At 57.1% G+C, this 25,758-nt stretch carries 25 protein-coding genes and 2 pseudogenes; 2 read left to right on the top strand and 25 right to left on the bottom strand.

The genetic code is table 11. The annotated features are described in order from the left end of the window. Positions 1-28: 28 nt before the first annotated feature. Positions 29-707: pseudogene (locus tag DS906_RS02480) on the bottom strand (IS6 family transposase). Positions 708-796: 89 nt separating this feature from the next. Continuing rightward, positions 797-2,488 carry a thiamine pyrophosphate-binding protein gene (locus DS906_RS02475; RefSeq protein ID WP_113788677.1) on the bottom strand — a complete coding sequence of 564 codons (1,692 nt, stop codon included), beginning with the start codon at positions 2,486-2,488 and terminating at the stop codon, positions 797-799. Positions 2,489-2,924: 436 nt separating this feature from the next. Here DS906_RS02475 and DS906_RS02470 point away from each other — a divergent pair, with 436 nt between their 5' ends. Together DS906_RS02470 and DS906_RS02465 are read left to right on the top strand one after the other, a co-directional pair. Then, positions 2,925-4,484 carry a class I adenylate-forming enzyme family protein gene (locus DS906_RS02470; RefSeq protein ID WP_113788676.1) on the top strand — a complete coding sequence of 520 codons (1,560 nt, stop codon included), beginning with the start codon at positions 2,925-2,927 and terminating at the stop codon, positions 4,482-4,484. 355 nt (positions 4,485-4,839) lie between these two features. Further along, on the top strand, positions 4,840-6,027 hold the full coding sequence (locus tag DS906_RS02465; protein ID WP_233494658.1) for a YbfB/YjiJ family MFS transporter: 1,188 nt from the start codon (positions 4,840-4,842) through the stop codon (positions 6,025-6,027). A gap of 110 nt (positions 6,028-6,137) precedes the next feature. Here DS906_RS02465 and maeA read toward each other — a convergent pair whose 3' ends face one another. The 23 genes and pseudogenes from maeA to DS906_RS02370 form a co-directional block, all read right to left on the bottom strand. Then, complete coding sequence (maeA, locus tag DS906_RS02460) at positions 6,138-7,094, bottom strand: oxaloacetate-decarboxylating malate dehydrogenase (RefSeq protein ID WP_113788674.1); 957 nt, start codon at positions 7,092-7,094, stop codon at positions 6,138-6,140. Between the two features lie 20 nt (positions 7,095-7,114). Further along, positions 7,115-7,447, bottom strand: a complete 333-nt coding sequence (locus DS906_RS02455) for a hypothetical protein (protein ID WP_113788673.1) — start codon at positions 7,445-7,447, stop codon at positions 7,115-7,117. A 99-nt stretch (positions 7,448-7,546) separates the two neighbouring features. Then, complete coding sequence (locus DS906_RS02450) at positions 7,547-7,840, bottom strand: hypothetical protein (RefSeq protein WP_113788672.1); 294 nt, start codon at positions 7,838-7,840, stop codon at positions 7,547-7,549. Positions 7,841-7,853: 13 nt separating this feature from the next. Continuing rightward, the gene (locus DS906_RS22705; protein WP_369933979.1) at positions 7,854-8,009 is read right to left on the bottom strand and encodes a hypothetical protein; all 156 of its coding nucleotides are present in this window, start codon (positions 8,007-8,009) and stop codon (positions 7,854-7,856) included. A 3-nt stretch (positions 8,010-8,012) separates the two neighbouring features. Further along, a pseudogene (locus DS906_RS22700) lies at positions 8,013-8,111 on the bottom strand (hypothetical protein); the annotation flags it as partial. A 121-nt stretch (positions 8,112-8,232) separates the two neighbouring features. Next, positions 8,233-8,535, bottom strand: a complete 303-nt coding sequence (locus tag DS906_RS02440) for a hypothetical protein (protein ID WP_158541272.1) — start codon at positions 8,533-8,535, stop codon at positions 8,233-8,235. Continuing rightward, positions 8,514-8,639 (bottom strand): hypothetical protein, encoded by a 126-nt coding sequence (locus DS906_RS22695; RefSeq protein WP_158541271.1) that lies wholly within the window; start codon positions 8,637-8,639, stop codon positions 8,514-8,516. The genes DS906_RS02440 and DS906_RS22695 overlap by 22 nt, the downstream gene beginning before the upstream one ends. Positions 8,640-8,753: 114 nt before the next feature. After that, positions 8,754-8,945 (bottom strand): hypothetical protein, encoded by a 192-nt coding sequence (locus DS906_RS22690; protein WP_158541270.1) that lies wholly within the window; start codon positions 8,943-8,945, stop codon positions 8,754-8,756. A 130-nt stretch (positions 8,946-9,075) separates the two neighbouring features. Next, positions 9,076-9,465 (bottom strand): hypothetical protein, encoded by a 390-nt coding sequence (locus DS906_RS22685; protein ID WP_369933965.1) that lies wholly within the window; start codon positions 9,463-9,465, stop codon positions 9,076-9,078. 108 nt (positions 9,466-9,573) lie between these two features. Next, positions 9,574-11,256, bottom strand: a complete 1,683-nt coding sequence (locus DS906_RS02425; protein ID WP_113788669.1) for an OmpA family protein — start codon at positions 11,254-11,256, stop codon at positions 9,574-9,576. A 16-nt stretch (positions 11,257-11,272) separates the two neighbouring features. After that, positions 11,273-11,977: a hypothetical protein gene (locus DS906_RS02420; RefSeq protein ID WP_113788668.1), complete on the bottom strand. Its 705-nt coding sequence runs from the start codon at positions 11,975-11,977 to the stop codon at positions 11,273-11,275. Further along, complete coding sequence (locus DS906_RS02415) at positions 11,974-12,237, bottom strand: hypothetical protein (RefSeq protein ID WP_113788667.1); 264 nt, start codon at positions 12,235-12,237, stop codon at positions 11,974-11,976. Before DS906_RS02415 ends, DS906_RS02420 begins: the two co-directional genes overlap by 4 nt. Then, positions 12,230-14,527 carry a hypothetical protein gene (locus tag DS906_RS02410; RefSeq protein WP_113788666.1) on the bottom strand — a complete coding sequence of 766 codons (2,298 nt, stop codon included), beginning with the start codon at positions 14,525-14,527 and terminating at the stop codon, positions 12,230-12,232. The genes DS906_RS02415 and DS906_RS02410 overlap by 8 nt, the downstream gene beginning before the upstream one ends. Next, the gene (locus DS906_RS02405) at positions 14,524-15,495 is read right to left on the bottom strand and encodes a hypothetical protein (RefSeq protein WP_113788665.1); all 972 of its coding nucleotides are present in this window, start codon (positions 15,493-15,495) and stop codon (positions 14,524-14,526) included. The genes DS906_RS02410 and DS906_RS02405 overlap by 4 nt, the downstream gene beginning before the upstream one ends. A gap of 13 nt (positions 15,496-15,508) precedes the next feature. After that, positions 15,509-16,501 carry a hypothetical protein gene (locus tag DS906_RS02400; protein WP_147235146.1) on the bottom strand — a complete coding sequence of 331 codons (993 nt, stop codon included), beginning with the start codon at positions 16,499-16,501 and terminating at the stop codon, positions 15,509-15,511. Positions 16,502-16,522: 21 nt separating this feature from the next. Beyond that, positions 16,523-18,778, bottom strand: a complete 2,256-nt coding sequence (locus DS906_RS02395) for a hypothetical protein (RefSeq protein WP_113788663.1) — start codon at positions 18,776-18,778, stop codon at positions 16,523-16,525. A 53-nt stretch (positions 18,779-18,831) separates the two neighbouring features. Beyond that, complete coding sequence (locus DS906_RS02390) at positions 18,832-20,256, bottom strand: S8 family serine peptidase (RefSeq protein ID WP_113788662.1); 1,425 nt, start codon at positions 20,254-20,256, stop codon at positions 18,832-18,834. 454 nt (positions 20,257-20,710) lie between these two features. Continuing rightward, positions 20,711-22,213: a polysaccharide biosynthesis tyrosine autokinase gene (locus DS906_RS02385; RefSeq protein ID WP_233494656.1), complete on the bottom strand. Its 1,503-nt coding sequence runs from the start codon at positions 22,211-22,213 to the stop codon at positions 20,711-20,713. Between the two features lie 6 nt (positions 22,214-22,219). Continuing rightward, positions 22,220-22,585, bottom strand: coding sequence for a hypothetical protein (locus tag DS906_RS22415; protein WP_233494655.1), 366 nt, complete (start codon positions 22,583-22,585; stop codon positions 22,220-22,222). 27 nt (positions 22,586-22,612) lie between these two features. Then, a complete protein-coding gene (locus DS906_RS22410; RefSeq protein WP_233494654.1) occupies positions 22,613-22,846 on the bottom strand; it encodes a Wzz/FepE/Etk N-terminal domain-containing protein in 234 nt (77 codons plus the stop codon). A gap of 446 nt (positions 22,847-23,292) precedes the next feature. Next, positions 23,293-24,372 (bottom strand): helix-turn-helix domain-containing protein, encoded by a 1,080-nt coding sequence (locus DS906_RS02380; protein WP_113788661.1) that lies wholly within the window; start codon positions 24,370-24,372, stop codon positions 23,293-23,295. A gap of 59 nt (positions 24,373-24,431) precedes the next feature. Beyond that, entirely contained in the window at positions 24,432-25,178 is a 747-nt protein-coding gene (locus DS906_RS02375; protein ID WP_113788660.1) for a hypothetical protein, read from the bottom strand. Next, positions 25,175-25,711 carry an RNA polymerase sigma factor gene (locus DS906_RS02370; protein ID WP_113788702.1) on the bottom strand — a complete coding sequence of 179 codons (537 nt, stop codon included), beginning with the start codon at positions 25,709-25,711 and terminating at the stop codon, positions 25,175-25,177. The genes DS906_RS02375 and DS906_RS02370 overlap by 4 nt, the downstream gene beginning before the upstream one ends. Positions 25,712-25,758: the final 47 nt, after the last annotated feature.

Below are 25,758 nucleotides of genomic sequence, written 5' to 3'. Positions count from 1 at the left end.
TTTGGAAAGTCACTTTTGTGCCGATGGTTCAGGCGGCCCGTCCGGCGAATTGTCTGAAAGGGCAGATCCTGGAAGTGAATTGACATCTGCGGATCATGTGAGCGACTTCGGAACCTGAAAGAGTTGCAGACACAGAGACAAAGGGCATGAAGCCGAGCATCGGGCGGGTTCGTCTTTTGATGAACCCGTGATCTTGTTCCGCGATATTATTTAGGTTTTTCCGCCTCACAATCTCGATCGGGACCGGGCAACCGAAGCCTTTCAGCATCTTTTTGATAGCTTTGATCCCAACTGTATTGGCACCACTCTTATCGATTACAATCTTTCTGGGAAGACTGTTGATCTCAATCATCCGAGCAAAGAACTTCGTAGCCGCTGGCTTATTTCGGCGCTGCGTAAGCATGAAATCAAGCGTTTTGCCGTGTTTGTCGACAACTAGATAGAGATGACCTACGTCCGTTTAAGTCGGGTAAAAGTTTCACCCATTCTTCAAGAACGGTCGCATGGCCCCTTGCGACGACACGCCACTTCCGCGATCGCGCCAGAATACCGTGTCACCCAGCGGTTCAGCGTGTTTGATCGACCGATACACCTCTTTCACCCGCAATCTCTTCCAAATCCCGGTATGACACGCCGTATCTGACATAGAAAAGCACCGCAAATTGGATCACTTCCCTAGGATATTGCACACCTTTGAAAGAAATCATGAACTGACTTTCAACTTGATAAAACTGAAAGGCATTCACCCGTTGTTGGCGGGAGCGTCAATGGCCAACAGTGTGCAACAGATCCTACACTATCTGCATCGATTGGGCCGACCGTTGTTTCGCGCGACCTGATTGCCCCACCGCAACAGGTTGACGTTGCAGTCATCCCGATCGATCAGAACTTCGATCAGGCAAAGACCGTCATGATCCAGAGCTGTTTTAACGGCCTTGTCCAACTCGCCTTCTGATTTCACCTTGCATCCCCAGGCGTTACCCTCACCGGCGCTAAACACGTCAATCAAACCAGCATAATCCCAATTCTTTATGGTGTTATAAGGGCCATCGTGGATTTCAACTTCGATCGTGTAGCCGCCGTTGTTGATGAGGAAAATAATCGGCTTGGCGTTATACCGGATCATGGTTGAAATCTCTTGGGCAGTCAGTTGGAAGGAACCGTCGCCAATGCATGAAATCAACCGGCGTTTCTTATTGCCTAGCGCGTATCCCAGCGACGCACCGACAGACCAGCCAATGGATCCATACTGCATCTGTATCTCGAAACGCGTACCGTCGGGCAAGTTCGTCTCAATACCGTTGAACCATGAATCACCCGTCTCCACGAGTAACGTGGTATCCTCATCCAACATCTTCTGCACACGGGCGAATAGTTGGCGAACCGTCACCGGGGTTTCGGCTTCACCGGGCGTGGGCGGGATTTGTTCGGTTCTGACACGTTCAAAGGCCGTAACAGCACCGCTGTTCGGCGTAAGTTTGTCAGTTAGCGCATCCAGAAATTCATCCATGCGGACATTGCTGAAATGTGTGTCACCCAACTGTATGGACGTTGGATGCACCATAACCGCCTTGCCGGGATCAAAACCAAGTTGATGACCCGTCGTGGTGTAATCCGTGAAAACAGGGCCGACAAACAGCAGCCCGTCCGCAGCATCGACAATTTCCCCGCAGCCCGGCGTGCTGACCGGCCCCCAATAAATCCCCATGAAACTTTCGTTTGTTTCAGACAGAAAACTCTTGGCGTTGGGCATTGATGCCTGGGCGTATTCGCAGGCCACGGCAAGACTACGCAAGGGGCGTTCGGCCTGACCCGCGCGCACTTTGCTTCCCGCGACAAGTACTGGCCGCTCTGCCGCGTTCAGGAAGTCAGAAACTTGTGCGACCGCAGTCGCTAATGTGTTCGGATCACTGCTGGACTGCCTGGCGAAACTGCGCGATACAGGCGCGGACGTAGGCGCATTTGCAATGTTCGAGGCGATTTCGATATAGACCGGTTTGCGTCGAAGCATTGCGGTGTCTATCGCCCTGTCGATTGCCACAGGGGCAAGGGACGGATGATGAATCGTGACAGCCTCTGCGGTGACGCGGGCGAACATCTCATGCTGGTAATCGTAATCAACCTTGCCAAGCGTGTGGTGCAGGTATTCCCACTCGGCTTCTGAATTTGTGTTTGGCCCACCGGAAATCGCGATCAATGGAAGATCTTCGGCATAGGCGCCTGCGACGGCATTCAAAAGGCTCAACCCTCCAACCGAATAAGTGACGACAGCTGCGGACGGCCCCCCTGTTGCGCGGGCATATCCGTCTGCTGCGTAACCTGCGTTGAGTTCGTTACAGCAACTGATCATCCGCAGATTCCGATTGCCAAGCAACTCATCCAGCAACACCAAATTGTAATCGCCGGGAACCACAAAATAATCCGCAATTCCAGCTTCTTGCAACCTTTTTGCAAGATATGATCCGACGGTCCAGCGCTCTGTTGCCATGCCATTACTCCAATACAATTTTTCAAAAAAGAACTGGGCACATCCTATTCACGAAAGCCGGATTCGCAAAACCAAGAGAGTTGCGATTGGCTCTGTCACAGAGGTGTTGGAAGCCAAAATCTGTTTTGAACTAGTGGTTACTGCCTGCGCCAAGACTCTACCATCGGCCTGGGCAGCCACCCTATCGAATGACATTGCGCGATCAAATCAACAGAAAAGATTCTCAGCCTGAGGGGGCTTTGGTAACAACTCGAACCACGTATTGGGCAAATTCGCATTCTGTAGACGTTCCTGCCGCTCCCTATTGGAAGTGGATAGCAATGCAGTATGCTCGATCCACCGACCAGCCGATTGAGTGGTTGGATTCCGCTCGTTGCCTTTTCACTGAGGAAAGTTGGAGGCAACCTCGGACGCCGGTTGAATTGGGGAGAAAAGCATGTCGGTAACCGGGTCGCCGCTGGCCGCTCATGCGGATTTAACGAACCTTTTTAGCCGGGGATTGTCGGCGGATCCCAAGGCGGTTGCGCTTTACGCGTTGGACGGGGCTTTGACCTGGCAGGAGCTGGATACCGCCTGTACGCGGCTGGCAATTCGATACCTGAGCCTGGGGCTTAATCCGGGGGACCGAATAGCTTCGATTATGCCAAACCGGGCCGTGTTGGTGATCCATTATCTGGCCTGTATGCGGGCCGGTTTGGTAGCGATGCCGCTCAACTATCGCTACACGGCTGCGGATATAGACCATGCGCTGCGATTGGCGGCGCCGGCGGCGCTGTTGGTGCATGGCGAACGCGCCAAGGATGTGGCCGCGGTGCCAGGCATAGGGCGACTGCCTTTGGGGTTGATATCCTATGCAGGCGAAGTGGACGGGGCGCTCGCCTTGGAGGACCTGATGGACGGTGAGGCTGCGGGGGCACTGCCGACGATTGAGGCTGACGCCCCGGCGTTTATATTTTTTACTTCCGGGACCACAGGCAAGCCGAAGGGCGTGACACATAGCCATGCCAGCATGGGGTCAATGGTGGCAAGCAATGCTCAGGGGTTGGAACTAGGACCCGGGGATGTGGTGCTTCCGGCGTCGTGGATTTCCCATACCGCCGGGTTGCGGCTGACGTTTGCAGGGCTTTGGGCCGGTGCCAGAACGAACGTAGTGCGGCAGTTTTCGCCCGACGAACTCCTGGGGCTCCTGCGACAGACAAAGCCAACAGTGGCGCAAATATTGCCCGCGCCATTGGCTGCATTGGTAACGGGGCACGGTGCAGTGCGCGAAGACTTTGGTTCACTAAGAACGATGATGGCAGGTGGCGACAAACCCTCGCAGACACTGGTCGACGCGTTTGGTGCGTTGGCAGGTGTGCCCATCGGGGCGTTTTATGGGATGACGGAAATGGGGACGTCACATTCGAACACCCATGGAGGAGTTGAGAAAGTCGGTTCCATTGGATTGAACAATCCAGGCTATGTCTCGGCGCTTCGTGATGAGGCCGGGGTAGAGGTGCCCATAGGAGTGGACGGCCGGCACTGGGTAAAGAGCCCGACTATGATGACGGGGTATTGGGAGGACCCAGGTGCGACAGCGGCGGCGTTTCGGGATGGCTGGCTCGATACAGGCGATTTGATGCGACGAGATGAGGATGGCTATTTCTGGTTCCGGGGGCGGCGAAAACAGATCATCGTGCATGACGGCTCGAACATCAGTCCGGCAGAGGTGGAAGATGTACTGACAGCGCACGCCGCCGTTGCAGCGGCAGTGGCGGTAGGGGTGCGAGACGAGATGCACGGTGAAGATGTTTGGGGATTTGTGAGCTTGGTCGAAGGGGCGAAACCGGTGCGCCCCGGAGATATCATCGACTTCGCGCGGAAACAGATCGGATACAAGGCGCCGGATGTGGTTCGGGTAGTTAATGCGTTACCGTTGACCATGGGAGGCAAATTGGACCGGATGGCGTTGAAGCGGATGGCAGCGAAAGAAAGCGGTGCTGCGCAGGTGCTGTGACAACGTAGACGATCAGGTCACTAATGCGAAATGCTGCCCTGAGGTAAAAAACGGCGACGACGGGCATCGGAACTGAGGATCTCATTCATTCAGCCAACCTGCTTACGTCCGCTAAGATCTCAAAGCTGTCGCCGTATGTTATGTCGCATCGGCCGGATCCCGGCTCGCGTGGACGTTGAGGCGCTCAAATCAACCCTTCAGCGCAGAAAGTGGCATTGGAAGTCGAACCGCAACTTGTTGTAAATACGCCGTCTTAAACCGCGCAAGCCATACCGAAAATATCCGCGCCCGAACAGTTGGGATTGCACAGTCAGGTGCCTTGAGGCACGGTGTGGTTCAACCTGGAAGGATGTTCATGGCAGCCGCAAAACCTACCAACCCGTGGCTCATTTTGCTGGGCCTTGCGCTTGGCGTCAGCATATCCAACGCTTTTGGTCGCTTTGCATACGGACTAATCCTGCCATCAATGAAAAGTAGCCTTGGCTGGAGCCTCACTCAATCCGGTTGGCTCAATACTGCCAATTCGATTGGCTACATAGTGGGTTCGATTCTAACGCTTTTACTGATCCGGCATTTTTCTCCGTCGCGGTTGTTTGCAAGCGGAACTGTGGCGACCGCACTGTGCCTTTTGGCGACCGGGTTTGATGAGAGCCTCGTGTTTCAAACTGCCTGTCGTACATTGGTGGGATTGTTTGGTGCTCTTTCCTTTGTGTCAGGCGGGGTACTGGCAGCATCGCTGTTCCAGAGCAGCGCCCGAAAGAATGCGTTGGCCATCGCCCTATACTTTGGCGGTGGCGGTGGATTTGGTATCGCACTATGTGGCGCAACCCTTCCGAGTATGTTGGACGTATTCGGGCCACAATATTGGGACTGGGCGTGGATCGGGGTCGGGTTGGCGGCCCTGGTCATCTGCCCATTTTCGGTTTGGGCTTCCACACAACTGAACGAAACCGAGCACGACGCCGCACTGCCTTCCATCCCACCGGTGCGCAGAATGCTTGGCCAACTCGGTGGGTATGCGCTGTTCGGATTGGGTTACATTGTATACGTCACTTTCATCTCGGTCTGGATGAAAGAGCAGCATTCCAGTGTTCTGTTGACCACCGCAACATGGATGGTTCTTGGGGTCAGTATTATGGCGTCTCCTTTTGTTTGGCGCGGGGTCTTGGCGCGCTTTTCATCCGGAACGCCGTTGGCGCTGATCCTTACCGGGGTCGCATTTGGATCAGCCCTGCCAATCTTGGTTCCATCCGGATATGGATTGATTTTGTCGGCACTGGTGTTCGGACTGTCGGTCTTTATGCCACCCACTGCAGTCACCAGCTTTGTCCGTCAGAACGTGGATCAGCAGGATTGGGGTGCAACCATAAGCTTTTTCACAGTTGTTTTCGCCATTTCACAGACATTGGGACCTATCGGGGCTGGTATCATCGGCGACTTAACCGGAGAAATTGGAGATAGCCTTGTCGTGGCCTCTGCGGTCCTGCTGATGGGTGCCCTTTGTGCTGCGATTCAAAAGCCGCTCAGGCGAGAGGCGGCGTAGCCGTCGTAATCAGAACCATGCTCAGATGCCAGTTCTCATTTCCTGAATGGATTCAGTGAGTTTTGAATGCGCAATGAGAAGCCTTCCGGTCACTCCAACCCGGACCTGCTTCAGGCAATCTCATCATAGTGCGGGGTCCAGAACTTCGCATTTATCGCCACCTTCAAATCATCCCCCGTGGATTCGGGCACAACCCCATCCAACTGCGCCTGTTGACCAACGGCAAATGCGATAGCTTTACTGACCCCGCGAATGTCCCCCACGTTGGGCAGCAGGCTGGCTGTGCGATCAGGCTCCGCAGGTAACAACGTGGCCAACGCTTCGGCGGCGGCCATGAACATTCCGTCAGTGACGCGGCGCGCGCCTGCCGCCAGCACACCTAATCCCTTACCTGGGAAAATGTAGGAGTTGATGCACTGCGCGACATGATGCGTCTTACCGTTGCAGACGACGGGATCAAACGGGCTTCCGGTGGCGACCAATGCATGACCATCTGACCAGCGGATAATATCCGCAGGTACGGCCTCAATTCGCGATGTCGGGTTCGACAGCGGCAATACGACAGGATGATCTGTGTGGGCCGCCTTCGCCCGAATGATCCCTTCAGAGAACAAGCCTGCCTGACCGCTGACACCAATTAAAATGTTGGGTTTGGCCTGGTTAATCACATCCAGCAGTAAAATTTTGCCATCGGACCAGCTCCCCACTTTGGTGAGAGGTTGAACATTTTGCGTTTGGAAGGGCAGGAGGTCTGTCATCGCATTGGTTAACAAACCGTTCCGGTCCACCATGTAGATGCGCGCGCGTGCCTCGGTCTCGGGTAATCCTTGGCGGACCATGAGTTGAACCAGATGCTCAGCGATACCCACTCCCGCTGATCCCGCTCCAAGAAACGCGATGGTAGCGTCCTTTAACGGAATGCCGGTGACATTTGAGGCAGCCAGCAAAGTGCCCGCCGCTACCGCCGCCGTGCCCTGAATATCATCATTGAATGTACGGAGCCGATCGCGATACCGCGCAAGCAGGGGTGCCGCATGTTGCTGTGCAAAATCTTCGAATTGCAGCAATACACTCGGCGACTTGCGCTTTACCGCCTGTACTGTGCGTCATCCTCGAGCAGATGGTTATGTGCATTACTCTTGTACCCATAGGAGCCGGTGGACGCGGTGCGGTTGCCCTCCCGATCATACTGGTAATCCTCGATTGGCACCGGCACGCCGCCGTCGATGGGCAGAATGCCCTGGCGGACCAACACCAGACGATTGAGGTCGTCAAAGGAGATGTGTTTCGACTGCGCCGGATCGAGGCGGTTGAGGGTCGCCGTCAGCTGGCCGACGGGGTCGTAAGTGTACTCCAGATCGGTCAGCGTCACCCCGGACTGCGCACGGGTCAGTGCCGAGAGCAGGCCTGGTATAGCCATAGGTGGTCGCCCGGCCGCTGGTGGAGGTCAACGCGGTGCGGCGGCCTTCATCGTCATAGCCGAAATTGTAGGTGCTGCCCCAGGACGAGGTCAGATCGGTCAGCCGATCCCCGGGGCATCCCAGACATAAGATGTGCCCCCGCCAAGGCTTTCCTCCATCCCCGTGCGGCGGTCGAGGAGGTCGTAGCTGTAGGTCAGGGTGACCTGCGGCTGCGGCCCGACGGTGCCATCTGTGGTGGTGGTGGCCACGCGTTTGCGCGCGTCATAGGTCATGCTGGTGAAAAGACCTGTCTGGTCGGTCACGGGTTCTAAGTTACCAACGGGCAGATAGGTGTACTGGGTTATGCCACCGATATTAGAGCCGCCCGCACCGGTGACTTCGACCGACAGCACAGGGTTGAACCCATCATAGCTGCGGCGTACCTGCCGCTCGGTGGGGGTTGCCTACAGCTTCTGCAATGACGGTGGTGTTACCTGTGACATCATAGGTCATCTGCGTGACTGAGCCGTCCGCATAGGTGGTGGAGGCGAGGTTCTGGTCGGTATTATTAGTGAAAGATATTATGTTGCCGTTCTCATCCGTTCGGGTCGCAAGCTTGCCCTCAGGGGTATAGGTGTAAGCCCGCAAACCGCCTTCGGCGTTGGTCATACCGGCCACTTCCCCGAACCCGTCATAGGTATAGACATTGTGAACCCGCCCCCGTCGGTCATGGTCGCGACCTTGTTGTCGGTAGGCTCGTAAGAGTAGGTGGTGGTGCGCTCTGCCGGGCTACCGACGGGTTCCGTCATCGTCTCGACATTGTGCCGACACTGTCATAGGTGATCGTGTCCACGCGCACGCCGCAGGGCGCCGCATCGTTGGACTGCTCGACCCGGACGGCGAGATTCTGATCATCCCGCTCGATCTTTGTGACGCGGCCCAGAGGATTGGTTGTCTGAATGACAGAGCCGAACTGGTTGACAATTAACTCGGTGGTCTGTCCGTTGCGGTCGGTGACCGTCGTGACCCGATCTTCGGGCTTAACAAAGACCAGAGGACTGGTTGCAGCGCCTCCCAATCCATCTATCAAGCCCAGAGACGAATCCACCTGGTTTGCAACGCTGGAACCATCAGGCAAGGTGGCCCTTCGAAATTCCCCATACCGTCATGGCTGTAACTGGTGACATTGCCATTCTGGTTGGTTGTCGACACCAAACGCCCCTGTACCTCATTGGTGAAGCTCGTGACGCCGCCGACCTGGCCGGTGATGGTCGCCAGACGCCCATCGGCATCATAGGCGTATTCTTTGCGGTTGCCCTGCGGGTCTTAGGTCGCCGTTTGCTGTCCACTTGCGTCAAAAAGAACGATGTTGCCATCTTTGTAGTGCCGCTGCCAGGTGCCTTTATCAAGGCGCTCGAGAGTTGAGAATTCGCCTAGCCCCAAAACAAACTTGCCTGTTGCCGAGGGCTTGGAGAAATGCACCCTGACCCTGAATCGCAGCGTGGTCAGCAGGTCCAAACTGCCATCACCCTTGATGTCTGCGAACTCAATCAGGCAGAAGCCATAGTTTACAAACCCACACTCAAACGGTTGGAATGTTCCGTCCCCATTACCGTTATAGACATGGCCTGCCCGCCGCTCGCCGTAATTAGATCCGGGATGTCGTCGCCATTGGCATCGCTGCATGGTCACTTTCGACCAAATTGTTCCGCCACTGTCGATCAATATGCCTGATGCCGTCGAAATGCGGATCGTATCGGTGGTTGATTTTGCGGATGACACGTCGATAAGCGTAGGCCTCGTCCACATGCCAGTCTACACTGGCGCGGCGTAAGTGCTTCTCTGTTCGTTTGGTCAGTTCCGGGCTAAACTTCTGGACCCAGCAGAACACGGTCGAGCGATCAACTTCGGCGCCGCGCTCGGAGGGCAAATCGACAACATCTTGGTATGAAAGCGGATACCGCAGGTACCAACGAACCGCGCAGAGAATGATGTCGCGCGGGAAGCGGTGGTGTTTGAATACCGATCTACGCGGCATGAGAAACCTCAAAAATACAAAAATCCCTAAAGGCGACGATTAATGCAACAGTCCCGGTAATAGTGATCGCCAATACGACTTGGCGCGTTCCGAATATTGCGCCAAAACTCATTCATCCTTGAACGTGAATATGCGCACCGTCACCTTGCGATGTTCGGCGGATTCCTCGTCGTCAGGTCCATTCACATCGAGCTCGCCGTGTGATTTGCCGGTGAAGACAGCTCCCGATCCGATATGATCATTCAGGAAGCTGACCACGGTATCCCGCCGTTCGCGGGCAAGTTGCTGGTTGTCAGAAACCGATCCCTTGGTTGACGCAAAGCCATCGACAACAATTGGCACCCGTCCTGCCCGCACCAGCGAGATATCGCCCTTTGGTATTCCGTCGACAAATGTCTTCAGGGCGCGCGCCTGATCGTCCGACAGGGTCGATTGCTTTGGCTTTTCAAAGAGAATTGTGTGATTGCGCGTAGACCGGATCTTGCCCGGCAGTTTCTTGACCGACACCTGCTTTAGCGACACGATGCGGACGGCCTTGATTTTCTTGCTGCTGAATGTCGGACTGTCGAATTCGGACACCATCTGCTCGATATGAACCGAGCCGTCAGCCCACAAGTCGATCATACCGTTAAAGTCGTAGTCCCCCGTGCCTTTCGGATCCCAGTTACCCGAGAAATCATATCTGATTTTGCACATGGCTTCTTTTGGAAGACTGTGCGCCGTGGCTGTGAAATTCACGCTGAACGAAGACGCAATCAGGTCATCGGACTCGGACGCGACAAGGCTTATCTTTGCGTGGCGGATATCGTGGCCGTCGATTTCGGTTCGAATCCGGATCTTGAACTTCTGATCGGAAATTCCGACACGCGGGTGATAAGCGTGGAAGATGAAATCGGTCACGACTTCTTGGAACTTGCTGTCCGGCTGCGTATTGGGGTGGATGTATCGCGACGGAGTGGCTGAGACCGAGACATCGCCCTTGGTGAATTCGGCCTTGAATTCCTGGAAGACCGCAAGCCCAAGACCTATGGCGGCAATTGTGTCGGTGCTGCGCGAAATGCCCTCTTGAATCGCCACGTCCGATACGACGGCTGGCAATGAGATCGGCGTGACGTCGGGCAGAATTTCTTTTTTCGTTTCCTTGTCACTCATTTCGACGACGTCCGCTACCACGTCGACCGGATCGACAACCTCACCTTCGATCACGTCGTCCTGTTTGGGCGGCGGCGCGGGTTTGTAGTACTTGTCGATCATGGACAGAAAGTCATCGACCGCCGCGTCACGCATTGCGTCCTCGCTGGCCGGGCGCCGCGGTTCGACGATGTGATCGACATCGTCCGTAAGATCGGCATCTTCGGGCATCGTACCAACGTCCTGAACCGAGAAGCTACCTGCTTCGACGAGTGGAACTTCTTCATCAGCGGGCGGCGCTGCTTCGGGAGCAACGGGTTCGGCGGGTATTGCTGCCTCAGGAACCTCTGCTGATGGCTCTGCCTGTTGAGGCGGTTCCGGCGGCACCTCTTTCAACGGTTCGGGGACTGGTAGATCACTATCCCAGCTTTTGATCACGCGTTCCTTCAGAAAGACGCGTGCCGTAGGAGCAGGCGCGCCTTGCTCTGCAGCCAGAGCAGCGTTTTCCGCCCGAGGTTCGGGCATTTTCAAAGCAGGACGCCGGGTCCCATAGCGCCCCATGAGACGGTCGGTTTTCTCTCTCTTGTAAAGCGAGTCGAAAGCCTCCAACGGGTCCGGCCCATGAGTTCTGCCAAACAATCCGTTTGTGTAACGTGTCATCTCAGGTCCCTCCCATTCAGGTCAGTTTCAGCCGCAGCCGCTCGTGCCCGAGCGTCCTGAATTCCAACTCGCGCACCCCGTCGGGCACATTTTCCACAGTCATCATGCGTCCAGTGGACTTTGCCCGGGCCAAACGCCCGTCCAGCCTGACGCTTTCCAGATCGACCTCGTCCAGATCGGCGCCAAACACCGCAAGGCTGAGGCCAAGACCCTTGCGAAACCGAACCACACGTTCGGGCCGAGGACGACGGCGCGGTGCGCTCGCCTGTTCCATCCGGCGCGCAAGATCCACAAAATCCACACCGTCTACCCGAACACCTCTGCGTGCCAGCCGGTTCACGTCCTCCTTCGAATCCACGCCATACCGTTTCAGCCGCTTCGCTTCGTCCGGTTTGATGGCGGCCTTCTCGACTCCTTCGATCGGGGTTCTGGGAGCAAGCGCCTCGTCGGTGGTCGTCTCGGCCACAATCTTGTCGGTGATCGACCCCAGTTTGAGATCCATCTTCGAGGCGCCCTCTTCCCCCGGTTTGGCGGTGCGAAACCGGACGCGATCGCCGTCGTATTCGGCAAATACATTGAGCGACAGCCCCATATCCTCGACCGTATAAAGCCGCTTGCGCTGCATCGCCTTCACGCGCGCGACCTGATGCACCCTCTCCAGTTCGTCGGCGAGGCTTTCGACGAATTCCCGAAGGTCCCAGGATGAGCGGTCGCCATTCAATCGCCGGGATCCTCCTCTTGTGGGGTCGCATCCGAATAGCGGATATTGACCCTGAACTGATGAAGCACTGGCATGAAGCTGGTGCGATAATGTTGATCCGTCGGCGCACTGTTCAACTGAAGCGTCCCTGCGTCGCGTCGCGCCGAAAGCTCCATCGGCAACCGCAGCCGCACTTCTTCCAAGCGGAGCCCCGGCGCGCCGGGGTCCGCATCTTCCAGCATGGCTGCAAGCGTGTCCGACAGGCGCGGCAGTTTAGTCATTGATCCTGATCCCGGCTGGAATCGGCACATCGATCTTTCGTACTATCCGACGCGCCGGGTTGCCGTTTTCATCGACGTCATCGAAGGAAACCAGATAGGCCGGTGCTGCCTGCAGCACTGTTTCGACCATCAGCGGTTGGTTGCCCGCCGGCAAACGTTCAACCGCATCAGCGCCAAGCTGCATCCGCAATGCCGGGTCCATGGACATCGCCGCATCGATTGCAGCCAAGACATCCGCCGTGACCGTATCGGGCGACAGGCGGCGCGCAAGATCGGCAAACCCCGAAGGCGTTATCTCCAGTGCGCCTGACAAGTGATCTCCTGCACCGCCCGGCGCTCCTGTGAGTGGTGAATGACGGGCCAGACCAGCAACCGCGCCCGCTGCCACAAAGCGCGTGCCATAGCTGACATGAGTGGCGTTGGCGCGTGCGTCCATCGGTATGTGTCTTTTCAGCGCTGGTATGTCATCAAACGTGTCAGACATCCGCGCAGGTGCTGCCCCAATCAGAAACAGCCGGTGTGGCGCGCTTGTATGGGCGCACAGGCGGATTTCATTGCCAACAAAACTGGCCTCGGCGCCTTTTCCGTTCTTCTGCACCAGCCGCACGGAGACACAGATCTTACCCGAATGCCGGGAAGCCGCGGTCAGAACTTCTGGTTCGATTTCAATCATCGAAGACGCACTGGCCCCTGCCTCCAACGGCGCAAGTCGGAAGACACATCGTTTCAGACCGGTTTTCGGGGTGCCGTCGCAGGATACGCGAATGTCCAGAAACGGGCTGTCCAGACGCTCGGGGCCTGCTGTGACTGAGACAGGTATTTTCGCCGGGCGATCTGTCGCAAACATCCAGCTCAGTTTGCCGTCACCCAGATCTGTCATGGTTTGCTTGGGCAATGCCAGTTTGATGCGCCGATCCGCCTTGATCATCTTGCGGCCCGGAACAAACAGCTGACCAACCATCCCTTCGGCGTCGCTCAGCGACAGCACCCGTTCCCACGGCAGGGTCGATACGAACTGATCGTGATTAATCTGCGGTATCCAGGCTTTGCCGTCGAACATTTTCTCGATGGGCAGCCGTTCGACCACGGACTTGACCAGTTCATGACCTGGCCCGCCCATCAGCTGGTTGATGCCACCTGCGTTTCCGGCAACCCCCTGTATCAGGCCGGTAATATGCTCGGGCTTAATATTCTTGAGCAACCCGGTGATCATCGCGGGGTCGATCTTACCACCCGCACCACCCAGCAAACCGGCAAGCGCAGAAGCATCCATACCCTGCGCCAGCAACGGCGCACCACCCGGGGCAGGCCCTGCAACCGGTGCTGCCGGAGCAGCAGCCGCGCTAGGCGCCGGAGCGGCCACCGGAACGGGCTGTAAAATTACCTGTGGCTGGGGCTGCTGCTTGGGCACAAGCCCTTTTACGATTTGACCTGTGACCCCAGGCGCAGCGTCTGAGATCATCTTGGCAAAGACAGGCGCCAGTTGCGGTATCAGATCCATGATGACCTTCACGATCGAATCCAGCGCAAGTTCCGAGCTATAAGTCCCGTCCGCTGCCAGGCCATAACTGACATCAATGCCGCCGGTTCGGCCCAATTGCCGCGCCGATGCGGTGCTGGCGACGCTTTTGCCGCCGGCCAGCCCGCCCAGTAGATTGCCCAGCATAGGTGCAAGCATCGGAATGAGCGTCGGCAAAAGACCTTTGACCATTGGCAACAGGGCCGCAAGAAGCGGAAATGCCTGCGCGCGCGCGGCCGATCCCGGCTGTGCCATGGCCGCCGCTGCGCGGTTGATCGACGCTTCTAGCGCGCTCGCACCTCCGGTTGGCGTGCCGCCGCCTTTGATCCGACCGTTAAGCTCGGCTGCCAGTGACGCGCCCGAACGTCCCTGCGCCTGATCCAGACAATGGGACAGAACTCGGGTCAGGGTCCGTGTGGACGGTGCCCCCGGAATCCGGGGATCGCGTTTGCAGACCTCGTGCATTCGGGCAACCATCAAAGCCATTCCGCCGGCCAATTCGGGTTGCGGCTTTCGTTTGCGGCGCACGACGCGCTGTCCTCCGGTGCGGGTGCTCAAGGCGCCTGCCCTGCTGGCTGACGTTGGGCCAAGATCCGCGAGCATCGCCTCAAAATCGCCCCCATATCGTGACATCTCGCCCTCCAATCTGCTGTCCACGCTGACGTCCACGCCCCAGCGTCGTTCAAGCCCGCTTTCGATATCGGCATCCTGGTCAAAGCGGGACGAAGCCCCACGTTTCAGCCGAAGCGCGATATGCGGGCGTTGTGTCATGCTTTCGCAACCACCGCGCCAAAATATGCCTCTTTCCAGATCGGATCGCTTGCGGGTGGAAACTCTTTGTTCGCACCCCAACTCCAGACTTTGACGGGTTTGGTGTCGTCGGTAACGGGCGCCAGCAAGGGCACCCAGTGATCGGCCACAAGGCTCGCGCCCTTGGCTCCGATTTTGCCCAGAATCCCCTGCGACGGAACATAAGACTGGGACAGCTTTTTCGCGGATTGCTTGCCCTTCTTGCCTTCTTTTTCCAGCAGCAGGCTGACATTGATGAACAGGACCGGCTGATCGTCCGCCGTAACCTTGAGTTTCTTGAGATGATCAACGCTTTCATTGAGAATAAATGTCGTCGTGGTCTGATCATCCACCGAACTGAAGCCGATGCCGGATTTCAACCAGGCGACCATATCCGAGGGCCACGAGATCGCGTCCCATGCCTCTTCCGGCGTGCCATCGAAATCGTCGTTGCTGGTTCGGCGCAGGCTGGCCAGCACCATCCAATCCAGCAACAGGCTGGGCGGAAACGGATCGGCCTTGAATTTTAGCGGCTCCAGCGCTTCCAAACCATCGGATTTTACCTTCAGGCTGCCAAAGGCTCCGGACCCAGTGTTGTAAAGGCCAGTCACAAGGTCAACAAAACCCTCGAAATTGCGGGTCGCAAACAAGTGCATGACCGCAGCCGGGCCACAAACGTTCAGCCGGTATTGGCGAATATTGCTCGGCTTGCCCTGAAGTACAGCAAGGCGGGCGGCAACGTCGGCGCGTGGCAGGTTGGGCCAGACCCCATTGCCGGTTTCAGCCGCAAAGGCACTGATCTTCTGGGCGATTGCCGATGATTGACCCGATACGACGGGCCTGGCTGGTAGCGCCTTCGCCAGATCGGCAAACGGGTCGTCCCCGGCGCTGTGATGTGGAACAAACGGACGCGGTGCGCCTGCCTTGTTGCCGGTTTTCTGCATGTCCATGTCTCACGCTCCCTCAGGCCGGTTGGCCCGCTGCGTCCTGCTGCGCACCCTGTTTCTCGGCGATCAAAGCCTTGGTGCTTTCGTCACCGAAAAGGTCCGCGAAATTGTCGAGCTTGAAGTAATCGCTCTTGAACTTGACCTCAACAAAACCCGTAATCTGCGCGTTCAGTTCGGTATTGGTGACCAGTTCCCGCGAAGAGACAGTGATCTTGGTCGATTTCTTGGAACCGCCGCCCCCAAACAAGCCGAAGAAGCTGCCGCCGCCCTGGCCGCCTTTCTGCTGGATGTCAGTTGATTTTTCTTTGGCTTGCCCCACTTCGGTCGAGCGAACGTTAAAGACCAGACCAGCCCGGATGACGCCTTCGGTGACGACAAGACGGTTGTTGATCTGCAACATCACCTCGCGCAGCTGCAAGCGGCGTTCCTTGGCCAGTTTCAAGCGGGCCTCGAACATCAGCTTCTGAATTTCATCGTTGGATGTATCGACCGCCATGCCCGAATTGGAATCCGTCAGGTCCCCCTCCGGCCCCATCGTGAACCGCAGGGGATCCGAGGTTGCCATTTCCGCCTGCGCATCCAGAGACGAAATATCGTCGCGTGCAATCGCGCCTAGCGGTTTGCTGAGTTGTTTGAACATGTCGACCATGCTTTGCGACTGCTTGATCGTGGAATCCACGATTGAATCGTAGGTCCCGGTGATCAAATCCGAAACGAAGCCGACAAAGTCAATTTCCCCCATAAATTCAGCGGCTAAACCGGGGACATCTCTGATGCCGGTTGGGTCCAGATCATCGCCTGCCGCAAAAGCCCGCGCGGGTCCGCCCTGCCCCTTCACCTTTTTCTGGGCCAGCGCCACACCGCTGCTGAGCATCTCGCGATACATCTCGACCTGTTTGTCGCGCGACATGGACAGGAAGGTCGTGTTCTCTGACAAGTAGCGCTTCAGGTCCGCACGCACACGATCCACAACCGCTTGATTGGCGTCGCCCGTTCGAGCCTCGGTCATCATGACTATGTCCTTTCGCGCTTAAAGCATGTCAGCGTCTTGCAAGGCCGATTCTTCGGCCTCGGCGGCATATTCGTCTCCGACATCCATCGGAGCTTCTTCGCGTCCGTCATAGAAATCATCGTCGTCGATCCAATCGCCTACAGTGTCCGGTCGTCGGAAGGCCGCCAGCCAGTTCTGCAGGATTTCAAGGCCACGTTCGATTTCCGCGTCGGGCGCGGTCTGCAATGTGGACGCGTTATCCGCCAGCCAGGCAAACAGATCGAACCCGTACACCGCCAGAGTGCGGCCGCGGTCGGTCAGCTGAGTGCCATAAACCATCCGGCGATCCTCGCGGTCATCACCGATGGCTTCGTTGAGAAGGCCTTCAACGACAGCCCAAAGACCCGAATTGAAACGGCCGCCCCAATACTGCTGCACTTCGGGCCGCTCGAGGATCGAGAAGCAGAAATGCATCTGGTGCCAGCACCGCTCCACAAGGTCGGGCATGTGATAGCCGCCTACATCGGACAGGAAGCGCTGCAGATTCAAACCAGCCCGCATAAAGCGGAACTTAGCGTAGGAATACCCGCGATTGCTGTCCTCGCTGAAGTAGGCACCGGCGTTGTTGACACGTTGCAGATCGATACCCGCCTCGCCGATGGCGCCCAGCAGGTTACGGGCAGCTTCTCCGCGTGAACCTTCCTCGAAGACCATCGAGAAGGTGCGCCGCCGGTCTTCGGCTGCCGGATAAACGATGCGATAGACCTGCCGGTAATGCGACAGCAACGCATTTGCGGGTGAATTGCCAAGGTCGTAGGTAAAGCTGTGTTGCCGCGCGACCAGTTCCTCGACCATGTCGATTATACCAAGGCGGTCGAACTGATAGATGTAGTAGGCTTTGGCCATGGTGCGGATTCGATCGGCGTCGATCCCGGCTGTGAATTCATCCTCGAACCTTCGCATACGGACTGGCGGCAATCCGGGCGGCGAAGCCAGCCCGCCGATCAACCCCCCGAAAGAGATGCCGCCACCGCCAAAGCCACCCCCAGCCCCGGCAATGGACAATGCCGCCCGCGCCCAGTCATTATCGGGTGCGTTCGGGTCAACGTTCAGGTCGCTCAGCAACGAAATCGCCGAGCGCTTCAGTCCCGGAGGCAAAGGCCCGCCAAAATCTTCGACCGGCGCGGACAACCCGTCGTCGCGAAGGGTTGAGAACAGAGGTTCATAGCTTTCGTACATTCGCAGCTCAGGTAGACTTTCAACTAGCTTTTCTGCGAAATCCGGATCGTTGAGCGGCACATTCCGCTCGGTCAGTAACATGTACGCGGCGTTGATCCGGTTGGTATCAGCCTCGATGTAGCGTGCAGCAAAGACCACTGCGATCTGATCCTTGTACAGATCAGCCTGATGTTGACGAAAGAACTCTTCAACACCCGCCCGCAGTGTTTCACGATCGACCTCAGCTGGTTTGGCCTCTGAGGCCAGTACCGAATACACGGCTGCACCGGCAAGTTCATCGAACCCGTAGCTTGCCAGAAAGGATGCCCCGCCATTTGCCGAAATCGCGTTCTTCGTGATCGTCAAGAACCTGTGATAAGTGGTTGACGGCAACGCCGCCTGAATTGCGCGGCTCTGGATCACCAGCGGGTTGTTGATCCCCGCAGCGATTAGCTCATCTGCGATCTCTTCGGCCCGACCTGCTTTCAGAGAGACAACCTTGGCGACCATTTTCTTCACTTCTCCTGGTGTAACAGGCTTGGTCAGATCAGATGGGACATAGTCGTTCTCGCGCCCAAGCGCATCCAGTACCTCGCCTTTGAAACCGGCATCGCCCGGACCGACGCCGGACGCCTCGAGTGTGTTAAACACCTGATCAATCGTTTTGGCCTCGGCGCGAATACCTCGCGCTTCGAGCGTATCAGCGATAATGTCCTTGAAATAATAATCGCGGTCCCGTTTGAAGATGCCGGCCGCGCGTTTGGCCATGGCGGCGTCAGGTTCCTTCATCAATTCCGCGTAGGTCTTACCCTCCATCAATTCAAACGCAATGCTTGCCACGATATTTGGTTCTTCGATCAGAAATCCTTGCGCGTTTTCAAATCTGACCCCCTCGCGCGCGGCTGTCATCACCTTGCGCCGCAGCGCGCCGTCCGCGACGTCGTCCATGATCAGGACGCGGACGCGGACCGGCGTACCGTATTCATTGTCATCAAGATCTTTCTTGATCTGCGCTACGTCAGACAGGATGGTGGCCTCGACTTTGTCGACTTCTTTTTTCCGTTGGTTTGCCGCCATTTGCTTTCTGATATGGGAAGGTCTGTAGGCCATATGTAAATCCTTTCACCCAGTTAAGAGCGCATGTTGCTTGCGGCAATTTCACTTGGCCCAAAGCCGAACGGCCAGGGCGGTTCGGGGGCCTCACGGTCCCGTCGATGGTTATCAATCAGGTTCCCGGCTGCCTCGAGTGCCCGTGCCATGTTGAGGACACCTGCCCCCCGCCGCGGATCGGTGGGGCGACCCTCGGTCCGTGCGTTGTCACGGATCAACCTCCGGATTGTGCTTTCCTTAAAGGTGACGTGCCGAGCACGCCCGAGAGAAATAATTAGGGCGGCCGTGGCGCTGACGAAAGGCGCGGCGTGTGAAGTTCCGTCACGGAACCGGTATCCGTTGTCCAGATCGGCAGAGTAGATCGACGAGCCCGGTGCCGTGATATCCAGATGCGGACCCCAGCCGGAAAAAGCCGTCACGCGCCCAAACGGATCGATTGCACCAACCGTGATCACCCCAGGAACCGCACCGGGATACACCGGGCTGTTGGTACCGTGATTGCCAGACGCCGCGACTGTCACGACATTGCGCATCCGCGCGTATCGAATCACCCGGGCATGCGGGGCCAACCCGGATGAGGCACCCAACCCAAGCGACAGGTTAATGACATGTGCCCCCCTGTCAGTCGCTTCCTTCACAGCTGCATCTATATCGCCGGGCGTTCCGACCCCAACTTTCGAGCCATTCTCAATCGCGGTGCCCAACACGCGGTAAGCCATAAGCGAACATAGCCCGGCGGCTCCCACCGGCATATCAAGGCCCAGTGCGCCAATGGTGCCTGCCACATGGCTGCCATGGCCACCATCGTCATCCCAGTTTGAATCGCGATGCCGGATATCGCCAATCAGGGTACCCATTCCGGGATGCGACCAGTCCTCTGCCCCAAGCGTGACAAAGTCGTAGCCACCGCTGACCTTGCCGCGAAACTCCTTATGGTCGCGTGAAATACCACTGTCGAGCACGGCGACACGGATATCTGGATCACCGGGCATCTTTCCCAGTGCGACATCGGCATCAATGGCCTCAAGCGCCCAACTGCCAGGTTTTCCGGTTACCGCCGCAGCTGGGTCCTTTGACGGGGAACGCTGGAAGACCTGCGCCCGAACCGGGCGTATTTCAGTAATCAAGCCCTTTGACGAGAGCGTTTTTATGGCATCCGCAACCGCGTTTGGGTCCGACCCACCGATCCTAATTTGCCGGTGAAGGGAAGCAGCGCGTTCTTCCTTTGTCGCATCAATCGCATCCGAAGCCGGGTCATCCGGGACACAACGATGTGCCGCCGGAAGCGGTCTTCCAATTCGAACGCCAAACGACAACCGCGCCCAGTTTCGGTCCTTCGAAATGTCCCGAGCGCGCACTTCTTGGCCCTGCGCCCAATGCGGCAGGCTAAAGGCACCAAAAGGTGGATCGATGTCTTGGCGCAGTGTAACGTCATAAACGTCCATGCAAGCACCAATTGGATGTAGATTAATTCGCGCGGCACTAAGGAATTAAAGGCAAAACAGCACTGATCGCCGCAAATCGTTCATAACATAATGTTTCGATTCTTTCAATTATAGCGAAAGTTTTTACCTATTGGCGCCTAAATAGTTGCAAACGCTGACTCAGCGGGAAATGGCTCGGCGCTTGGGTTGGGATCCAAATTCCGCATTTTTGGTCAGATCAATTGAAGTTCCACAGAGTGGCGGTGGTTAGCGATGTCCAAGAATCGCTTTGCTGCTTTTTACAAGTCGAAGTGATTGCGTTGATGCTGGTTCATCCCAATCTTGCCGGGCGCATTTCCATCTGTAGAACGCGCGATCGATCAACATGGCATTGTGCTGGACAAAATACTCCAACCGAAACGGAACAAACAGGGCGCCCCACCGACATGCAGCCTTATTGCTCCGATGTTCGCCTTTAGTTGCTGTAGTATTTGTTGGCATAGCTGCCGTATGAATAGCCGTAGTGTTTGGCATTGCGAGCGTTGATCTGACCCAAAACAAGACCGGTCAGGCGCTGGTTGTCAGTGTGGAACAGTCGCATGGCCTCGGTGACATCCTGCTCGGAGGTGGCGTTCCACTTGACCGTCAACAACACTGCATCCGCATTGCGCGCAATCAGGCGAGCGTCAGACACCAACAGCGTCGGCGGCGTGTCGATCAAAATGATATCGTATATCTTGCGCATCTCTTCCAGAAAGAGCCGGAACCGATCCGAAGCAATTAGATCCGCCGCATTCGCCGCAGTCTTCTCGCCAGCCAAAACATCGCAACCCAATAGGGAGTCATAAAAGATCGCCTCTTGCGCTTTTGTATCGCCAGCCAGAACCGAAACGATCCCCTTCTTCGGCACCCCCTGCAACTGCGCCGTCATCGTCAGGCGGCGGATGTCACCTTCAACCAGCAGCACCTTCTTGCCGATGCCGACAAAATTTTGCGCCAATGCCATCGAATTTGTCGTCTTGCCTTCTTCCGGCAACGAAGATGTCATCACTACAATCTGCGGTGGGCGGTCCACATTGGACAACATCAGCGAAGTGCGCAAGTTACGCACTGCCTCAGCTCCGGCGGAAGAGGGCTTGTTGACAACATATTCCAGAACCTTGCGCCGGCCGCGAACGGGAAAAATCGGTATTTGACCCAAAACACTGTACCCGGTCCTGCGCTCCAACTCGTTCGCAGTGCGATAACCTTTGTTCCTTGTCTCGTTCAGCACAACGATAGCTGCACCCACCACAACGCCCATGATAGCAGACAGAGCGAGAATCAAATACTTTTTCGGTTCCGACGGATCGCTGGGGACTACGGCGCGTGACAGTTGCCGACTGTCCGCTTTCTGAATTCCTTCCTGCGCCGCTGTCTCTTTCAGACGTGCCAGAAAATATTCGTACAGCAACCGGACCGCTTCTGCTTCGCGCCCCAGTTGCTGCTGCATGATCAAGTCCGCGTTCTGCAGCGCGATACGCTCGCCCAGCTCTTGGGTTGATTGCGTCAAAGCCTGAACTTGCTGGGTCGCGCGCCTCGCCTCAAGTTCAGAACGCACGAGCAGGCGCTCAAAGGCGGTATCAAAGGCGGCTTCACCCGTGCTTGATGCGTTGATCTGCGAAAAAACCCGTTTTAGCTGCGGGTCCTGACTGGCTTCGACCTGGGCCGCGCGGCTATCAGCAGCTTCTAGTGCTTCGTATCGCGCCAGGGCAGAGTCGCGAGTTGCTTCAGCAGACACGCGGCGTTCGCGCAGATCCTTAAGCTGAACTTCCTGTAGTTGAAGCGCCTCGGGCGAGATCAACGCCGTTGTTGCATTGAAATCGTTGAACTGCGCTTCGGCAGTTTCCAACTCTACTTGCAACTCAGCCACGCGCATGGTCAGCCACGCGGTAGCCTGTTCGGTGGCTTCGAACTTCACTTCGATTTGGTTCAGCACGTAAAGCTAGACAATAGTGTCGGCAATCAAGGCTGATTTGCGCGGCTCTTCGGTCTCAACCGTGACGGTAATGACCAAACTTTGCCGCACGTTGCTCACCGATGCCTTCCGGAGCAAGGCCGAAATCACACCGTCCCGAGTTTGCTGCTCGGCTATATCCTCGGGCACCTGTTCGCGTTCGCTCCCAACCCCGAGCAAGGATTTGATAAACTGCTTGACGCCGCCCAGAGCGGATACAGGTTGAAGCGCGATATTGAACTCGGGGTCCGAGACCAGGTCCAGCTTGTCTACGACCTTGCCCATCAGCCCGCGCGACTGAAGAACTTGGAGCTCTGAATTGACCTCAACCGTGTCTCCGGCCAGACCGCCCACCACGCTTTGCAGATCAACTACACTGGCCTATTCGATTTCCAAAATGACGACGGCGGTGGACCGATACAATGGAACAGAGGCCACAAACGCGTAATACATCCCGAATAGAATTGCAGCTGTGGTACACAGGGCAATGATCCATTTTTCGCGCCACAATTTTCCGGCCAAACCTCCAAGGTCGAACGTGTTTTCCTCCGACGTGTCTTTTATCGGGGAACGATGGGATAGACCCGCCGCGTCGTGTATCGGAGTTTGCTTCATATCGAGCTTAAGGTCCCTGATGCCAAGTATACGCAAAGCACATGCGCTGCCGCTCTCTACATGGCTGCAAAGCATAAATAGAGGTCTCTAAATCCTCTACGCTCTACCCTCAGAAACACGGTTGAAATTACCCTCCGAGGGATGAAATATCCCTCAAAACACCATTCCAAATCAAATATTTGGCGATCTTTGACACCTTCTTGAGGCGGACGCTGTCATTGTACACAAAGAACCGCCGATGCAGCCTGTTCCCCGGCGAAATTTTTTTCGGTGCACTTGGTCTTCGTCGGAGTAGCTGTTGCGGATGAAAAGACTGATGACCAAGCCACGCCTGCAACAACGTCCGCCGCTTTTATGACGCGCAGTGGACACACGGCAAATGAGTACACCAACAAGATTTGGGTTTCACGTATTGCCGCCCGGGCATTTCGCAATCCGTTCAACGATTACAGTGCAGCAGTCCAGACCCGGTAACGTCCCTGCCCTGTTACTTCTCGGATCAAACCGCGGCCCATAAAACGGTCGATATTGCGTTGCACCGCAGCGCGCGACGCTTGCGTCAGGTCTTCGGCAAGCGGTGCCGACACCATGGGCCATGCGGTCAGCGCGTCGATCAGGCGCGGTGGCGTGCGGCCGCTCAGGTCACTTGTCGCCTCGCGGGCGCGCTGATCCCAGGCGCTGACCCGATCCAGGTGCAACAAAGCCGCCAATATCGACTGCCCTGCCCCCCTGATCCAGGCCGAGAGTTTTTCCTGCGGCTCGCCAACCCCGCGCAACGCCCCCGGACCAGACAGCGCCAGCGGCATGAAGATTGCCCCCCCCCGCCCCATCGACGCAGCATGGCGGGCTGCAATGACTGCGGCCTCTGTGTCCTGACCAGCGCCTTCTGACAGGGCGCGCCAGGCATGAAACCCGATTGCGGCCTGCGTGACGGGATGCAAGCCTTCCGCGTTCTGCATGACCTCGACCAGATCCGCGACGGATTCCGGCGTATCTTCGATGCCCTGTGCCATGCGATCCAGAAACGCCGTCAAACCGTTTGGCCAGCCGCCCTCTGCTGGTCCGGCCCCCGACGTCAGACGGCGCACGGCCCAGGCCGCACGGAACATCGCCTGGACATCATCGCCGGTTGCGCCAATCCGTAATCCGACCCACAACGCAAGTCGGTCGACACCGATCCGATCCCCTGTCCACCAGCCCAGATCAGACACATCCATCAGCGCCAACCGGTGTCCCCAACCCGTCGGACCTGCGCGCAAACGCTCGTCCAACGCCCCGAACGTGGCCGCCAGTTCGGCCAGTTCATAAGACAGCTCGGCCTGCGCCGCGCGCCAGTCCCATGGATCAAACAGCAGGCGGCGATCGACCACCGGACCGGGCGGCAGAAATAAATCCTGCGCCAGGTCCTCATCCGGGGGGAGGAACCAAAGATCATCATCCTCAGTCGGGTCTGTGTCATAAATGCTGGGAGGACCGACCACTTCGTCGTCGTCATCTGGGTCCGGCATCACAGGTTTCGTCGTCATGCCCGCTATATTTCGGACATTTCGTGCGGTTCACAAGACGTATTTCGCCCTGCCCCCGGTCAACCGGCGAATGTTGTGGTCAGAATGTCCAGTTGCTGGTCAAGATCGGTCTGCTCGCTGCTGCCGATCAGCATATAGCCATATCCATCCTGCGCCCATGTCGCAGTGGCAACACCACTTATCGCCGAAAGTTTGACATCTTTTGCCGGCGCACCTTCACCCTGGCGGATCACACAAAACGCCAGCGGCTGACCCTGATCATCCGCAAAGACCACCTGGATCAGAGGTTTCCCCTTAAAAGACAGAACCTGAGCACGTTTCAATTCCAATCCGGGCAGCGTCTCAAGCGCATCCCGGTTAAGCGACCGGCCCAGCTGTGCCTCAGCCCGCGCAAATTGCGCATCAAGCGCAACCGGAGAATTGTCCAACGATGCAATCGTGTCCGGCGAATAAAGTGACTGGTAGATTGCCGCCTGTTCGGCCCATCCCATCGGCTCGGGGCGTGTCGCCCAGAAAGTTGCGGACACGGCCACGACGGCCACTGACGCCGCAACTGCCATCAAGCGCCAGGGGCCGCCCGAGGTGCGGACCGTTCTGACCGGCATTGGTTGCGGCAATTCAATCTGCGGCGCGTCCGCAGGAATGTTTTGGAACACTGATTGAACCACAGGTGCCAGCGGGTCCAGTGTCATCAGGCGTTGTTCCAGCGCAAGATCGGTTTCGATCGCCGCTTCGATTGCGGCGGCCTCGGCCGCATCCGCATTGCCTTCCAGATACGCCCTCAGCGTCTCGCCGGAAAACTTCATTTGCCACTCCGTCGAACGGTGTCTGCCGCATCATGCTGCATCACGTTTTTCAGTTTCAGCCGGGCGTTGGACAACCGGCTCATGATAGTGCCTATCGGCACCTCCAGCAACGCGGCGGCTTCGCGGTAGCTATATCCTTCAACAAACACAAGCATGACTGTCTCCCGCTGCGCTTCTGGCAACTCCATTACTTGTGTAAACACCTCAGCGGCGAAAATATTCGTTTCTGAATCCGGTCCGGTCGCAACCAATTCGGCCTCGGGCGTCACGGACAGCGCCTGCGCCTTGCGCACAGAGCGTGCGCGCACCTCGTTCAGCCAGATCGAGCGGCAGATCGTCATCAGCCAACTGTCCAACCGATCAAACGACGTAACCTGATGATGACGCTCCAACGCACGCAGACACGTCGATTGCAAAAGATCATCTGCAACGTCCGACGCACCCGATAGTGCAAGACCAAACCGCCAGACCCGCTTGGAATGCGTCTGGATAGCGCCGCGCACGGCCTGTTCGGAGTTAATTTCGGGACTCATCGAATAAATCGCGACCTGTGTGTGTTTGCCTTCCACGGACCGGGCCC

The organism is Ruegeria sp. A3M17 (assembly GCF_003318255.1).
In the GTDB taxonomy this organism is placed as follows: domain Bacteria; phylum Pseudomonadota; class Alphaproteobacteria; order Rhodobacterales; family Rhodobacteraceae; genus Ruegeria.
This window is presented reverse-complemented; position numbering and strand designations above follow the sequence as displayed.

Bases quoted from the DNA above. Each gene is read 5' to 3' on its own strand.
- DS906_RS02415 (WP_113788667.1), bottom strand. From the start codon at position 12,237: ATGACTAAACTGCCGCGCCTGTCGGACACGCTTGCAGCCATGCTGGAA.
- DS906_RS02375 (WP_113788660.1), bottom strand. From the start codon at position 25,178: ATGAAGTTTTCCGGCGAGACGCTGAGGGCGTATCTGGAAGGCAATGCG.
- DS906_RS22410 (WP_233494654.1), bottom strand. From the start codon at position 22,846: ATGAAGCAAACTCCGATACACGACGCGGCGGGTCTATCCCATCGTTCC.
- DS906_RS02370 (WP_113788702.1), bottom strand. From the start codon at position 25,711: ATGAGTCCCGAAATTAACTCCGAACAGGCCGTGCGCGGCGCTATCCAG.
- DS906_RS02455 (WP_113788673.1), bottom strand. From the start codon at position 7,447: ATGGCTATACCAGGCCTGCTCTCGGCACTGACCCGTGCGCAGTCCGGG.
- DS906_RS02410 (WP_113788666.1), bottom strand. From the start codon at position 14,527: ATGACACAACGCCCGCATATCGCGCTTCGGCTGAAACGTGGGGCTTCG.
- DS906_RS02465 (WP_233494658.1), top strand. From the start codon at position 4,840: ATGGCAGCCGCAAAACCTACCAACCCGTGGCTCATTTTGCTGGGCCTT.
- DS906_RS02395 (WP_113788663.1), bottom strand. From the start codon at position 18,778: ATGGCGGCAAACCAACGGAAAAAAGAAGTCGACAAAGTCGAGGCCACC.
- DS906_RS02475 (WP_113788677.1), bottom strand. From the start codon at position 2,488: ATGGCAACAGAGCGCTGGACCGTCGGATCATATCTTGCAAAAAGGTTG.
- DS906_RS02400 (WP_147235146.1), bottom strand. From the start codon at position 16,501: ATGACCGAGGCTCGAACGGGCGACGCCAATCAAGCGGTTGTGGATCGT.
- DS906_RS02470 (WP_113788676.1), top strand. From the start codon at position 2,925: ATGTCGGTAACCGGGTCGCCGCTGGCCGCTCATGCGGATTTAACGAAC.
- DS906_RS02390 (WP_113788662.1), bottom strand. From the start codon at position 20,256: ATGGACGTTTATGACGTTACACTGCGCCAAGACATCGATCCACCTTTT.
- DS906_RS22685 (WP_369933965.1), bottom strand. From the start codon at position 9,465: ATGCCGCGTAGATCGGTATTCAAACACCACCGCTTCCCGCGCGACATC.
- DS906_RS02380 (WP_113788661.1), bottom strand. From the start codon at position 24,372: ATGACGACGAAACCTGTGATGCCGGACCCAGATGACGACGACGAAGTG.
- DS906_RS02425 (WP_113788669.1), bottom strand. From the start codon at position 11,256: ATGACACGTTACACAAACGGATTGTTTGGCAGAACTCATGGGCCGGAC.
- DS906_RS02405 (WP_113788665.1), bottom strand. From the start codon at position 15,495: ATGGACATGCAGAAAACCGGCAACAAGGCAGGCGCACCGCGTCCGTTT.